Here is a 13,371-nt window from a genome sequence, read left to right as displayed (position 1 = left end):
ATCACCGCTGCGCGAACAGCACCGCCGGACGCGGTCCGGAGTCCGTCGGGGACCTGCTGAGGACGACGGGAAGCCACTGCGAGGTGAGCGCCACCACGGCGAGCCAGGCCAGCACCATCCCGAAGGACGGAGAATGCGGAGCCGAGGTCTCCATACCGTTCTGCGACCAGTACCCGAACAGCCCGAACAGCGACGACAGGCCGCAGCCGAGCATCGAGGCGACTGCCAGACGCCACCGGCGCAGGCACAGCGCCGCCGTGGACACGGCAACGCCGAACACGAGCGCGAGGGAGACGAAGAGGCGCATCGGCAACGTGACGGTCGCGTGCACGCCGAACCAGCCGCCCAGCACCGTCCACGACGCGGCGGTCTCCGTCTGGGGCATCAGCAGAGCGACGACCAGAACGGTCACGCATCCGGCGAGCACCCATTGCCGGCGGCCGGCGCCGAACTCGCCGGCCACCTTCTTCTCGATGCGGGTGAACTCGCTGTGGTAGGCGGACAGGTCGTCGCGCACCGGACCTCCTCGCTCAGGGCACAAGGTCCCCAGTATGCGCCCCGCAGACGGGAGACGTGCACGCGGGAGTCACACGCAGGACACGGTTGCGATGGGACGCGTGGTGTCGCCGATCTTGTACTGTTCGAAATCGACGTAGGGAACACCGGTGGGAATCCGGGGCTGTCCCGCAACTGTCACCGAGGAGCGATCCCCCAACGCTCGGCCACGGCCCATCAGGGTTGGAAGGCCGGGGGAGAGCGTCGATCCGGGAGCCAGGACACCTGCGCCGAATATCGCTACCACGAGGATGGACATGTACAACTGGAGAACTTCCGCCCGGAACGGGCGGCGATCGCTGCTGCACACGGGGATCGGATTGCTGGCGGTGGCCACCGTGGCCACCGGATGCTCACCGGCCCCGTCCGAAGCGGATGCCGATCGAGGTGACGGCAGCGGTTCTGCCTCCACCGCCTACCCGCTGACCGTCGAGAACTGCGGCCGGACCGTCACCGTGGCCGCGCCGCCGCAGCGGGCGGTGTCGCTCAACCAGGGCTCGACCGAGATCCTGCTCTCGCTCGGTCTCGCGGACCGCATGGTGGGAACCGCGACGTGGACCGACCCGGTGCGCGCAAACCTGGCCGCCGACAACGAGACCGTTCGCCGCCTCGCCGACAACAAGCCGTCCTTCGAGGTCGTTCTCGATACCGAACCGGACTTCGTCTCGGCATCCTTCGGGGGCACGCTCGGCGCGGGTGGCGTGGCCGACCGGGACCAGTTCGAGCAACTCGGGGTGCCGACCTACCTGTCGCCCACCGACTGCGACGGAAAGAACGACGACAGCGTCAACGCCGACGGCAACCGCACCGAACCGCTCACCATGGAATCGGTGTACAAGGAGATCCGCGAGCTGGCAGCGATCTTCGACGTCCGCGAGCGCGGTGAAGCATTCGTCGCCGAACTCGAAGACCGCTACGAGACGGCGGCGGGCGCGATCGAAGCAACCGACGTGACACTGGCGTTCTGGTTCGCGGACACCAGCACCCCCTACGTCGCGGGTTGCTGCGGTTCCTCCGGCATCATCGCCGCCTCGGTCGGTGCCGAGAACGTGTTCGCCGACACCACCAACGAGTGGCCGCAGGTGAGCTGGGAATCCGTCCTCGATCGCGACCCGACCGCCCTCGTCCTCGGAGACCTGAGTCGCCGCAGTATCGAAGGTGACGCCCTCGACAGCAAGATCGCCTTCCTCGAGTCGAATCCGGTCACGCAGCGGTTGTCCGCCGTGCGGAACAAGCGCTACATCGTCGTCAACGGCGCAGACATGAACCCGTCGATCCGCACCGTCGACGGCATCGAGAAGGTCGCCGACGCGCTGCGCCGATGGAACCTCGGCAGCTGATCGTGACGGACGCCGAGGTTCGATCGGTCGAGAACGAGCGCGTCCCGATCGCGGCCGTCGTCACCGCAGTGGGTCTGGTGGTGCTCGCGCTGTCGGTCGCGGTGACGGTGACGATAGGTCCGGCGGATCTGTCGGTCGCGGACGTGTATTCGGTGATCTTCGACAAGCTGGGCGTGGGCGAATCCACGATCAGTGCCATCCGCGAAGGAATCGTCTGGGAGTTGCGGCTCCCACGGACGCTGCTCGCAGCGATATGCGGTGCCGGCCTGGCGGTCTGCGGCGTCATCATGCAGTCCCTGCTGCGCAACCCCCTTGCCGACCCCTTCGTGCTGGGCATCTCCTCCGGCGCCTCCACGGGTGCCGTGATGATCGCGGTACTCGGAATCGGTGGTGGTGCGGTGTCGCTTTCGGGCGGCGCGTTTCTCGGCGCGCTCGTCTCGTTCGGCCTGGTGCTGCTGCTCGCGACCGGCGCGGGTGGCGGCACGTCCCGCGTGGTGCTCGCGGGTGTCGCCGGAACTCAGCTGTTCTCGGCGCTCACGTCGTTCATCGTGATCTCGTCGGCGGACGCCGAACGCACGCGCGGCGTGCTGTTCTGGCTGCTCGGTTCGCTGGCCGGAGCGACCTGGAGCGACGTGATCCTGTGCGGAGTGGTGTGCGCGGCAGGTGTCGCGGTATGCCTGTTGAAGGCATCCGCGCTCGACGCGTTCACGTTCGGATCGTCCACGGCCGCGACGCTCGGCATCGCGGTCGGCCGCACCCGGCTGATGTTTCTGGTGGTGACCGCTCTCATCACCGCGGTGCTGGTGAGCGCAGCCGGTGCCATCGGATTCGTGGGTCTGGTCCTGCCGCACGCGGCACGCTTCCTGGTCGGTCCGCGGCACAGCCGGCTCGTGCCGGTCGCCGCTGTGGTGGGCGCGGTGTTCATGGTGTGGGTCGATGCGGTGGCCCGCACGGTGTTCGCGCCGCAGGAGGTGCCGGTCGGTGTGGTCACCGCCCTCATCGGTGTGCCTGCCTTCGCGTTGATCCTGTTCCGGATGAGGGGCACGCAGTGACGAGGCGATCGATGACGAGGAGCAGCCGATGACCCTGGCGGCAACCTCGCTGCGGTGGAGCCGCGGCGGCAATCTCGTCGTCGACGACGTGACGATCGACCCGGTTCCGGGTGAAACGATCGGCCTGCTCGGGCCCAACGGGTCCGGCAAGTCGTCGTTGCTCCGTCTGCTCGCCGGCATCGACGGCCCCGACTCGGGGACGGTGACGCTCGACGGTGCCGACATCCGGAGGCTCGGCCGGCGCGCCCTGGCCCGGCGCGTCGCGATGGTGGGTCAGCATGCGCACACCGAGGTCGACATCCGGGTCCGTGACGTCGTGCGGCTCGGACGCGTGCCGCACGCCGATGTGTTCGGGCGCGACGACGGCGGTGACGCGGCGATCGAGCGGGCGCTGGCCGTCACCGGCATGATCGAGCACGCGGACCGCATGTGGCGGGCGATGTCCGGTGGGGAACGGCAGCGCGCGCAGATCGCGAGGGCACTGGCACAGGAACCCGAGGAACTGCTGCTCGACGAACCGACCAATCACCTCGACATCCAGCATCAGCTCGACATTCTCGAGCGGGTGGCCGCGCTTTCCGTGACCAGCTATGTGGCGCTGCACGATCTGAATCTCGCGGCGATGTTCTGCGATCGGGTCGTCGTGCTGGCCCGGGGACGGATCGTCGCGCACGGCACGCCGGCCGAGGCACTGACGTCGGACCTGATCGGACGGGTGTACGGGGTGCGGGCGTCCGTCGTGGAGAACGACGGGACGCCGGTGATCCGTTATCACCGCCCGAACAGCGAGGCCGGTCGGACCTATGCTGTCGGTTCGGCGGGCACCACCGGCGCCTGAGGCGTCGTCTGCGTATCCGCCAGCACGACCGCCTCACCGAGCACGTGCAGGCTCACCCGGGCACCGATGTCGGGAGCGATGACACTGGTCTGACGTACCGAGAGCACGCCGTGCGGTGCCTCGGAGGTGTAGCGGGACCGGATGTCCGGTGTCGGAGTCAGCCGGATCCGGAGCATCGAATCGTGTCCGAGGAACTCGCGTTCCAGTACGACCGCGTTGGCGGTGCCGTTCGATGGGGTCGCCACGATCTGTTCGGGACGCAACAGGATCCGGACTTCGCCCTCGGGGACGTCCGCGGGCACCGGTACCGCACCGAGCGGGCAGTCCGCGATGCCCGGCGTGGTGATCCGGGCCGGCAGGATCACCACGTCGCCGAGGAAGTTCGCGGTGAACAGGTCCGCGGGACGGGTGTAGACGTCCTGCGGCGGCCCGACCTGCGTGAGCCGGCCCTTCTCCATCACCGCGACCTGGTCGGCGAACGACAGCGCCTCCTCCTGGTCGTGGGTGACCAGAACCGTCGTCACCCCGGCCTCGTGGAGCAGTTTCGCGACCGAACGGCGCATGCCCGCGCGCAGCGAGGCGTCCAGCGCGGTGAACGGTTCGTCGAGCAACATCAGTTTCGGTTTCCGCGCCAGCGCCCGGGCGAGAGCGACTCGTTGCTGCTGACCACCGGACAGTTCGTCGGGTCGCCGGTCCGCGAAGTCCGGGTCCAGCGACACGATCTCCATGAGTTCCCGGATCCGCGCGGCCGAACGCCGTTCGCGCCAAGGTAATCCGAAGAGGATGTTGCGGCCCACGGTCAGGTGCGGGAACAACGCGCCGTCCTGGGCGACATATCCGATGTCGCGCCGGTGTGCCGGTACGAACCGGTCGTCGTCGACGACGACCTCGGTGCCCAGACGGACGTTGCCTGCCGCGGGACGTTCGAATCCCGCGATGATGCGCAGCAGGGTCGTCTTCCCGCACCCGGACGATCCCACGACGGCCGTGGTGCTGCCCGCGGCGACGGTGAGGTCGACGCCGTGCAGCACCTCCACCGCGCCGAACGACTTGCGCACCGCGCCGACGACGAGACCGCTCATGCCCCTGCAGCTTTCTGTGATTGACGGAACAACAGGTAGGTGACCGGGAGTGATACGAGCACCATGATCGCCGCGTAGGGTGCCGCGCCGGCGTAGTCGAGTTCGCTGCTCGCAGACCAGAATCGGGTGGCCAGCGTTGCGGTCCCGGTGGGGGACAACATCAGCGTCGCGGTCAGTTCGGTGGAGACCGCGATGAACACCAGCGCCATGCCGGCGGCCACGGCAGGGGCGGTCAGCCGCAGGGTGACCCGCACGAACGCGACGACCGGCCGGACGCCGAGGGACTGTGCGGCCTCCTCGAGTCCGGCGGGCGCCTGCGCCAGCCCGGCCCGCACGTTCACCAGAGCCCGGGGGACGAACATCAGCACATAGGCGACGATCACCATCGTCGTCGTCTGGTACAGCCCGGGCAGATACGTGAGGCCCACGGTGATCAGCGCGAGCGCCACCACGATGCCCGGCAGCGAACTGGTGATGTAGTTGCAGCCCTCCACGACCTTCGCGAACCGGCCGGGGAACCGCACCGCGATCCACGCGATCGGGAACGCGAGTACGGCCGTCGCGACCGCCGCCACCGCCCCGTAGGCGAGTGTCTGCAGCAGGGCGGGACGAAGCGCGGCCGCGTCCCACACGGCCGTTCCGCCGCGGGCGAGCCAGCGGACGATCACGTACAGCGGTACCCCGACCGCGGCGGCGAGCAGCACGGTGAGGAATGCGAGAGCGGGTAGCTGTCCCCATCCCAGCGGGGTGGGGGTGGCGCTGCGTCCGGTGCCGGATCCGATGCGCGCGTAGCGCGAACGGCCACGCGCGAGGGCTTCGAGCAGGAGCACCGCCAGGCAGCACAGCACCAGGACCCCGGCGAGCATCGTGCCGGCCGTGCCGTTGAAGGTCGCCTGGAACTGCTGGTAGATCGCGGTGGTGAAGGTGTCGAACCGGATCATCGAGAACGCGCCGAACTCGGCGAGCAGGTGCAACGCCACCAGCAGCGAGCCGCCGAGGATCGCGAGCCGCAGCTGGGGCAGCACGACCCGGCCGAAGACCGCCCACGGTCCGCAGCCCAGCGCCCGCGCGGACTCCTCGATCTCGGCGTCGAGGCGGCGCAGCGTGGCGAGCACCGGCAGATACACGAGCGGAAAGTACGCCAACGTGGTGATGAGGACCCCGGCGAACAGACCGTGCAGCGACGGAACGACGGTGACCCACGCGTAGCTGTCGACGAACGCGGGGATCGCGAGCGGCGTCACCAGGACCGGCGCCCACCAGCGGGCCCCGACGAGGGTCGTGCGCGCGACGAACCACGCAGCGGCGACACCGATCACAGCACACAGCGGCACGGTGATCAGCACCAGCAGGCCGGTGTCGACGAGCAGTTCCCCGACGCGTGGACGGAAGACCAGCGTGCGGATGTCGTCCCACCCGGATTCGACGACACCGGTGACGACGAACCCGAGAGGGATCAGCGAGGCCGCGACCATCAGCGCCGCGGCGAGTGTCACGGCGAGCGGAGGACGCGTTCGGGTGGAGCCGCGTCCCGGTCGCCGGACGAGCGTGGACGTGACGGTCATGCGGAACGCGTCAGATCAGGCCGGCGTCGGTCATCAGCTGCGTGACCTTCGCGCTGTCGAGCGTCGAAGGGTCGACGGCCGGTGCCTGCAGTTCGGCGAGCGGGACGAGCGCGGGGTTGGCGGCGACGTCGCTGCCCACCGGGTACTCGAACGAGGTGCCGGTCTGCAGAATCTCCTGCCCCTTCTTGCCGGTGATGAACTTCAGGAACTCCTGCGCCTGCTGCTGGTGGCTGCTCGAGGCCAGCACGCCGCCGCCGGACACGCTCACGAAGGCACCCGGGTCTTCGTTGCGGAAGTAGTGGAGCTGGGTGTTGTTGCTGTTCTCGCCGCCCTTGGCCTGGTCCCCGAACCAGTAGTAGTGATAGATGACGCCGCCGTCGATCTCCCCGGCGTTCACGGCCTTGAGGACCGCGGTGTTGCCCTTGTAGGGCACGGCGCCGGCCTTCATCGCGTCGAGCCAGGCGCGGGTCGCGTCCTCCCCACGCAGGTCGAGCAGCGCGGCCACGATGGCCTGGAAGTCGGCACCGGAGGGCGACGCCGCCCACCGGCCCTTCCATTCCGGGTTCTGCAGATCGAGGAGGGACTGCGGCAGCCGGTCCGGGGTGAGTGCGCCGGTGTTGTAGACGAACACCGTGGAACGCGCGGCGATGCCGGTCCACTTCCCGGTGGAGGGGCGGTACTGCTCGGGTACCTGGGCGAGGGTCTCGGGGGCGACGTCGGTGAACAGGCCGGCGTCCTCGACCGCGGCCATCGCCGGTGAGTTCTCGGTGAGGAACACGTCGGCCGGAGAGCGCTCGCCCTCCGCGATCAGCTGGTTCGCCATCTCGGTGTCGCCTCCGTTGCGGAGGTTGACGGTGATGCCGGTTTCCGCGGTGAACTCGTCGACCCATTCCTGCGTCAGGGATTCGTGCTGCGCGTTGTAGACCGTGATCGCGTTCGGATCCCCGCCGGATTCGCCGTCGGACGTGTCGTTGCTGCTGCACGCCGACAGCGTGAGCAGGGCCGCGACGCCGAGCGCTCCGGCTACCAGGGCGCTTCGGGTCCATCGGTGTCGCGACGGTGTGGTGCTCATGTGTTCCTCCGTGTCGAGCGCAGTTCGATCGGCCGGCGATCGTTCCGAATGCTACGCGCCGACCAAGGTAAGACTCACCGAAGGTTGACCGCCAAACCCGGTGCGTTTCGGGCGAATTGATAAATTGGTACCGTTTTCAACGGTCGAATCGGACAACTCCGGCACCCGGACGCCACAGGTCCACGTGCAGCTTCTCGTCCACCGTGACGAGCACGGCCTCCTCGATGTCGAGTTCGAACACGTGCACCGGTCCCTCGGGTACGTCGGACGGGTACGCCGCCAGGATCCCGTCCTTCTCGTCGCCGAGCAGTTCGCGCGCGTGACCGGAGACCTTCGCGTCGCCGCCGGCCATGTCGTGATGGCCGGGATTCGCGTGCAGGGCATACCGTCCGTCGCGTTGCAGATCGCGGGCCTTGAGCGCGCCCGGCATCGATCCGAGCACGAGCCTGCCCTCGGCGATCTCGACCTCGGTGCCGCTGACCCGAGGGGAGCCGTCGCGGCGCAGTGTCGCCAGGACGTGGTGTTTGTGTGCGGCCCAGCGCGCGGCGATCGCGTCGGCCAGTTCGGGGGCCTCGGTGCGGAATTGTTCCCAGGGTGCCATATCGACACAGTGCCCGGAGATCGCTGACATCCTGTGTCAGGAATTTCCGGCGGTCGTATCCGTCAGGTGCTTGTAGGTTCTGCGGGGAGGTGTCGTTTTCCGGATTTCGTGTCACCGGCGAGTCATCTTCCAGGTCTCATGTCACTTGGCCGGAGACCAGGCGGCGCCACGGCCTGCATGCCATCCTCGGGGAATGGCACGAACGTGGTTGTCGGTGACGGTGGAACTGCTCGGCGGGCGCGGCGAGGAGCTGTGGCCATGGCCCGGCCGCGTCTTCGCGGTCGGACCGTCGCACACCTTCGACGACCTCGCGAACGCGATCAACGACGCCTTCGCCCGGTGGGACCGCTCGCACCTGTCGATGTTCACCCTTGCCGACGGACGCGTAGTCACCGACACCGAGACCGGCGCCGAGATGGTGGAATCGCTCGGCGGACCGATCACCGAGGCGGTGGACATCGAGTCGGCCGAAGTCGCTCGGCTGCTCGGGCTCGGGGCGGAGTTCCAGTTCACCTTCGACCTGGGCGATGACTGGACCCACCGCTGTGTGATCGGCGGCGACAAGGTCGACCCCATCGAGGTGGTGGGTATCCGCCCCGCTGTCCCTGTGCCGTATTGGGGTTGGGGCACCATCCCGGACCAGTACGGGCGCCGGTGGGCCGACGACGACGGGCAGAGCCGAGCCCCGCGCAGACCGAGCCGGCCGCATCCGATGCTGCTGCATGCGTGGCCCGCCCAGGACCAGGTGCCCGCACTCGATATGTCCGAGCTGCGCGCCGCTATCTCTGCAGCAGATGCCACCCGGTTCCTCGCCGCGGTGCGCGGACATGACGTCGATGACGCGCTGCAACAGGTGGGGGCCGGCATACCGATGGCACTGAAGCAGCGACCGGAGCAGGCCGAACCGGTGGCGGTGTCGGTCATCAACCGGCTGACCTGGCGTGCCGGTCCGGGTGACGGGGTGCTGGCCGAGGACCTGCTCGCGTGTCTGCGCGGCGAGTCGCCGGCCGGGCAGGTGGTGCCGGTCGACCTCGAGATGCTCGGTACCGAATTGGAGGGGGATCCGGACATGTCGACGGGCGGCTACGTCGACCTGCGCACCGGACAGGTGTACGACGCCGGCAGTACTGATCCGATGATGGTCGGAGATGACGCCGCCGTCGACGTGGAGGCCGAGCCCGACCGCCTGCTCCGATTCGACCGGACAGACTCACGGGACGGCTGGCATGACATGGCGGCCTTCGCCGAGCGGCATCAGGATGCGGCGCTGCGGGAGCGGCTGGAGCGGGCGATCGAGGGCAAGGGCGCGTTCGGCCGGTTCCGCGACCTCGTCCACCAGGAGAGCCTCGCCGGCCAGTGGTATGCCTTCTCCACCGACCGCCAACTGGGTCGTGCCCGCGAGTTCCTCGCCGACAGAGGCATCCGCGTGGGTTGATGGGAACACCGTCACGACATTGAGAACTCGCAGCTCAGAAACTCGGAGAAGCGACGAACGAGCCGAAAAACCTACAGTGCTGGTTTGCTGTCGGACCCCATCGCTATTGTTCGAACATGCATTCGAACAGGGTGGGTGGCGACACCGTCGAGGCGCGGCTGACCGCACTCGACACCGCCGTCACCGCCCTGCTCGACGACGACCTCACCGGCTTGTCGAACGACGACATCGTCGAGGTCCTGCAACGGATGGAAACCTCCCTGCGCAAGGCCTCCGCGGCCGGGCACCGACTGATCGTCGAAACCACCGAACGCAGGATCCCCGAACACCTCGGCTGCCGGTCGATCACCGACTTCCTCATCGGGACGCTGCGGATCTCCGCGGCCGACGCGGCCCGGCGGGTGAAGGGCGCGAAGAAAGCAGGCAGCTGGCACGCCGCGGATGGCGGCGACATGCCCGTGGAGTTGCCGGCCGCCGCCGCCGCGCAACGCGCCGGGGTGATCGGAGCAGATCATGTCGCCGCGGTCGCGAAGATCATGCGCAAGGTTCCGCACGGGACCGGCTTCGACGAGATCACCGTCGCCGAGAAGATCCTGGCCGATGCCGCGTGTTCGGTGACCCCCGAGGAAGTCGCCAAGATCGGCGCGCACCTGCTCGCCTATCTGAACCCGGACGGCGACGTCCCCGACGAGAAGGAACGGCGACGGCGACGTGGTCTGCGGATCGGGAAGCAGGGCACGGACCTGATGACCCCGATTTCGGGATTGCTCGATCCGGAAACCCGCACGTTGCTCGAACCCGTGCTCGCGAAGCTCGCCCGGCCGGGTATGAACAATCCCGACGATCCGGAATCACCGCGCGGTGACGTCGAATCCGAGGATCTCGATCGTGATGCCCTGGCGAAGGCCGCCGCCCGCGACACCCGCACCGCGGTGCAGCGCAATCACGACGCACTGAAAGTGGCGTTGCGGCAGGTGCTGTCGTCGGGTGTGCTCGGTAGTCACCGCGGGCTCCCGGTCACCGCGATCCTGACCATGTCGGTCACGCAGGTCGAAGAAGCGACCGGTGCCGTGAGCACCGCGTCGGGTGGTCTGGTGCCGATCCGGGATGCGCTGCGCATGGCCGAAAAGGCCCATCCGGTGCTCGCGATCTTCGATCACCACGGCCGGCCCCTGCACCTCGGCAGAGCGAAACGGTTGGCGTCGGCGGATCAGCGGCTCGCGTTGATCGCCGCGTCCGGGGGCTGTACCCGCCCGGGGTGCGACACCCCGGCCACCCTCACTGCGGTGCATCACATCACCGAATGGCGCGACGGTGGTCCCACCGACATCACCAACAAGGATCTGGCGTGCGATGCGTGTCATGCGCTGGTGCACGACGGTCCCGGCGGCTGGGAAACCCGGGTCGCCCCGGCGGGTTCGGAGTGTCCGGGTCGCACGGAGTGGATCCCGCTGCCGCACATCGACCCCGAACAGAAACCTCGGGTGAATCATCGGCATCATCTCGGTGATCTGTTGTCGGCGGCGTTGGCGCACTACCATGCCCGCCGCGAGACCGAGTTGCGCGAGTACCGGCGGCGATGGCTGCGGGAACCGGGCAGGGAAGCGAGCGACGGCGACGGTCCGTAGACGGCGCGACAGTCGGGCGATCACCGCCGTCGGCGGTCTACTGTCGAGCCATGCGATCGGCTCGCCTGCTCGAGATGATGCTGCGCCTGCAGGGCAGCCCCGGCGTCACCGCACAGAACCTCGCCGACGAACTCGGTGTCTCGGTGCGCACCGTCTACCGCGACGTCGGCGCGTTGTCCGCGGCGGGTGTGCCCGTGTGGACCGAGAGCGGACCCGGCGGCGGCATTCGGTTGCTCGACGGCTGGCAGTCGCGCCTCAGCGGGCTGACCCGGCCCGAAACCGCCGCGCTGATGCTGCTCGGTGTGCCGGCCCTCGCCGCCGAGCTCGGTGTCGAGGTCGACGCGGCCCGCTCGAAGCTGCTCGGAACGATGCCGGTGCCGCTTCGCAGCACTGCCCAGCTCTGGCGCGACCGCGTGCACGTCGATGCACCCGGGTGGTTCTCCGAACCCGGTGGTACCGAGCATCTTCCGGCCGTTGCGACGGGGGTTCTCGAAGGCAGGCGGCTGCGTGTCCGCTACCGCCGTGGCGGTACGGACGGGACGCGCATCCTGGACCCGCTCGGTCTCGTCGCCAAGGCCGGCGTCTGGTATCTCGTCGCCGCCCGCGGCCGGCAGATTCTGAGCTACCGCGTCGGCCGCATCGCCGGAGCCGCCGTTCTCGACGACGCGGCGCACCGGCCGGACGATTTCGACCTCGCCGCATGGTGGTCCGCGTCCGCTCGTGAGTTCGACCGTGCGATAAGGACCTTCGCGTGTACGGTGCGGCTGTCCCCGTCGGCGTGGCGCAGGCTCCCGAAGATCATCGGCGCCGGAGCGGCCGGTATCGACCCGGGTGAACCCGACGCCGAAGGCTGGGTGCGAGCCGAGCTGATGCTCGAAGGCGAGGACGTCGCCGTCGATCAGTTCCTCGCCCTCGGCGGCGACGTCGAAGTGCTCGCCCCGGCTTCGCTGCGGGCGTCGTTGTGGGCCGCGGCGGACCGGCTCGCCCGCCTCAACGCCCCGTGATGCGCCGCAACCGCCGGCCCTGGGCGGCGAGTTCTCCGGTGGCCGTGCGAAGTTCGGTGTCGTCGACACCCGGGTCCGCGCGGTGACGGCCGTCGGCACGGCGTCCGGTTCGGCGGCGGTGGCATGCCGCAACACTCCGGCCGGCAGACCGCAGAACCCGCGCCAGGTGGCGTCGAACGAGTCCGGAAGTCCGGGGGTCGGTGAACCGGTCATCGGACCCGCTCCTGGCCGACGGTCGTGGATACCGCAGCGCGAGGTGTGATCCGAAGGGCGGCAATCACAGTGACCGCCGCGAGCGCGACGACGATCCACCATGCCCGGTCGAATCCGGTGTCGCCGCCGGCCGCGAGGGCCGTGACGATCGCTGCCACACCGAGCACGGTGCCGATCTGCCGGTCCGCATTGACGACCGCGCTGCCGGTCGCCGCTCGCGCCGGAGGCAGCGCCGCGGTCGCCGTGGCCAGGAAGGTCGGCAGTGCCAGGCCCACTCCGGCGCCGGCGAGCGTCGTCAGAGCACCAGCAGCCAGTTCTGGTCGTGCCGATAGAACGTCGAGCGCTTCACCGCCCGTGGGTTCGCGACCCCGTCACGGGTCAGCACCGCACCCGGTGAGCCGAGTTGCACGGCGCGGCCCTGGGTCCAGCGGTACCCGCCGAACCAGCGCGGACGGTCGACGGCCGCCCGCAATCCGGGCAGTGTCGGAGTCGGTTCGATGCGCAGACCGGGGACAGTGCCGGAGAACAGCCGTGTGTCGTCGACGTACGCCTCCCCGACGAGATCGGGACCGTCACCCTCCACGAGGGCGCGGCCCACCAGTGCGATTCCCGCATCGTCCCGGATCAGCGGGATGGACCGTGCCTCACTCCGCAGTGCCTCCGCGGCAGCCTTCGAACCCGTACGCAATCCGTAGGCTTCGGTGGCGGGCGTGCGCTTCTCCGGCACGTACGCCAGCTCCACACTCAGGCGGTCGGTGCGCATCAGCCGGGTCAGGGTTGCCGCGAACGCGGCGTCGCCACCGACCACGATCAGACGAGGATCCTCGACCGCTTCGAGGTGGGCGAATGCATCCTCGAAGTCGTCCTTGTCCGGTAGGGCGGGTGCGGACACCGCGGTCACCGACGTGAGCGCCAGCGGTACGGGTGTTTCACCGCATTTGAGCACTACCGGGGTCAACAGGGCTCCTTGCAACAGATCGGGTCGG

At 69.0% G+C, this 13,371-nt stretch carries 13 protein-coding genes and 1 riboswitch; of the genes, 6 read left to right on the top strand and 7 right to left on the bottom strand.

What is annotated here, in order from left to right:
- Position 1: 1 nt before the first annotated feature.
- The gene (locus A8G15_RS02435; protein ID WP_068154969.1) at positions 2 to 517 is read right to left on the bottom strand and encodes an Rv2732c family membrane protein; all 516 of its coding nucleotides are present in this window, start codon (positions 515 to 517) and stop codon (positions 2 to 4) included.
- 86 nt (positions 518 to 603) lie between these two features.
- Positions 604 to 802: riboswitch (cobalamin riboswitch) on the top strand.
- Between the two features lie 10 nt (positions 803 to 812).
- Here A8G15_RS02435 and A8G15_RS02430 point away from each other — a divergent pair.
- Genes A8G15_RS02430 through A8G15_RS02420 form a run of 3 tightly spaced genes read left to right on the top strand, consistent with a single transcriptional unit; the run spans position 813 to position 3,785 of the window.
- The gene (locus A8G15_RS02430) at positions 813 to 1,895 is read left to right on the top strand and encodes an ABC transporter substrate-binding protein (RefSeq protein ID WP_068155108.1); all 1,083 of its coding nucleotides are present in this window, start codon (positions 813 to 815) and stop codon (positions 1,893 to 1,895) included.
- Positions 1,877 to 2,947 carry a FecCD family ABC transporter permease gene (locus A8G15_RS02425; RefSeq protein ID WP_425415057.1) on the top strand — a complete coding sequence of 357 codons (1,071 nt, stop codon included), beginning with the start codon at positions 1,877 to 1,879 and terminating at the stop codon, positions 2,945 to 2,947. The genes A8G15_RS02430 and A8G15_RS02425 overlap by 19 nt, the downstream gene beginning before the upstream one ends.
- Positions 2,948 to 2,975: 28 nt before the next feature.
- A complete protein-coding gene (locus tag A8G15_RS02420; protein WP_068154968.1) occupies positions 2,976 to 3,785 on the top strand; it encodes an ABC transporter ATP-binding protein in 810 nt (269 codons plus the stop codon).
- Here A8G15_RS02420 and A8G15_RS02415 read toward each other — a convergent pair.
- The 4 genes from A8G15_RS02415 to A8G15_RS02400 form a co-directional block, all read right to left on the bottom strand.
- On the bottom strand, positions 3,749 to 4,867 hold the full coding sequence (locus tag A8G15_RS02415; protein ID WP_068154967.1) for an ABC transporter ATP-binding protein: 1,119 nt from the start codon (positions 4,865 to 4,867) through the stop codon (positions 3,749 to 3,751). The two genes, A8G15_RS02420 and A8G15_RS02415, sit on opposite strands and share 37 nt — an antisense overlap.
- On the bottom strand, positions 4,864 to 6,432 hold the full coding sequence (locus A8G15_RS02410; protein WP_068154966.1) for an ABC transporter permease: 1,569 nt from the start codon (positions 6,430 to 6,432) through the stop codon (positions 4,864 to 4,866). The genes A8G15_RS02415 and A8G15_RS02410 overlap by 4 nt, the downstream gene beginning before the upstream one ends.
- Before the next feature lie 10 nt (positions 6,433 to 6,442).
- Positions 6,443 to 7,504 (bottom strand): iron ABC transporter substrate-binding protein, encoded by a 1,062-nt coding sequence (locus A8G15_RS02405; protein ID WP_068154965.1) that lies wholly within the window; start codon positions 7,502 to 7,504, stop codon positions 6,443 to 6,445.
- Positions 7,505 to 7,640: 136 nt separating this feature from the next.
- On the bottom strand, positions 7,641 to 8,105 hold the full coding sequence (locus tag A8G15_RS02400) for a pyridoxamine 5'-phosphate oxidase family protein (RefSeq protein WP_068154964.1): 465 nt from the start codon (positions 8,103 to 8,105) through the stop codon (positions 7,641 to 7,643).
- A gap of 193 nt (positions 8,106 to 8,298) precedes the next feature.
- On the opposite strand from A8G15_RS02400, the gene A8G15_RS02395 reads away from it, so the two are divergent.
- The 3 genes from A8G15_RS02395 to A8G15_RS02385 all read left to right on the top strand — a co-directional run bounded on the left by A8G15_RS02395 (position 8,299) and on the right by A8G15_RS02385 (position 12,172).
- The gene (locus A8G15_RS02395; protein ID WP_068154963.1) at positions 8,299 to 9,540 is read left to right on the top strand and encodes a UPF0158 family protein; all 1,242 of its coding nucleotides are present in this window, start codon (positions 8,299 to 8,301) and stop codon (positions 9,538 to 9,540) included.
- Positions 9,541 to 9,656: 116 nt separating this feature from the next.
- Positions 9,657 to 11,168 (top strand): HNH endonuclease signature motif containing protein, encoded by a 1,512-nt coding sequence (locus A8G15_RS02390; protein WP_068154962.1) that lies wholly within the window; start codon positions 9,657 to 9,659, stop codon positions 11,166 to 11,168.
- 50 nt (positions 11,169 to 11,218) lie between these two features.
- The gene (locus A8G15_RS02385) at positions 11,219 to 12,172 is read left to right on the top strand and encodes a helix-turn-helix transcriptional regulator (RefSeq protein WP_068154960.1); all 954 of its coding nucleotides are present in this window, start codon (positions 11,219 to 11,221) and stop codon (positions 12,170 to 12,172) included.
- Between the two features lie 209 nt (positions 12,173 to 12,381).
- On the opposite strand, the gene A8G15_RS31385 is transcribed toward A8G15_RS02385, so the two are convergent.
- Together A8G15_RS31385 and A8G15_RS02375 are read right to left on the bottom strand one after the other, a co-directional pair.
- Complete coding sequence (locus A8G15_RS31385) at positions 12,382 to 12,660, bottom strand: hypothetical protein (protein WP_068154958.1); 279 nt, start codon at positions 12,658 to 12,660, stop codon at positions 12,382 to 12,384.
- Between the two features lie 20 nt (positions 12,661 to 12,680).
- A complete protein-coding gene (locus A8G15_RS02375) occupies positions 12,681 to 13,331 on the bottom strand; it encodes a hypothetical protein (protein ID WP_068154957.1) in 651 nt (216 codons plus the stop codon).
- Positions 13,332 to 13,371 lie beyond the last annotated feature (40 nt).

This window comes from Rhodococcus phenolicus (assembly GCF_001646785.1).
GTDB lineage: Bacteria > Actinomycetota > Actinomycetes > Mycobacteriales > Mycobacteriaceae > Rhodococcus > Rhodococcus phenolicus.
This window is presented reverse-complemented; position numbering and strand designations above follow the sequence as displayed.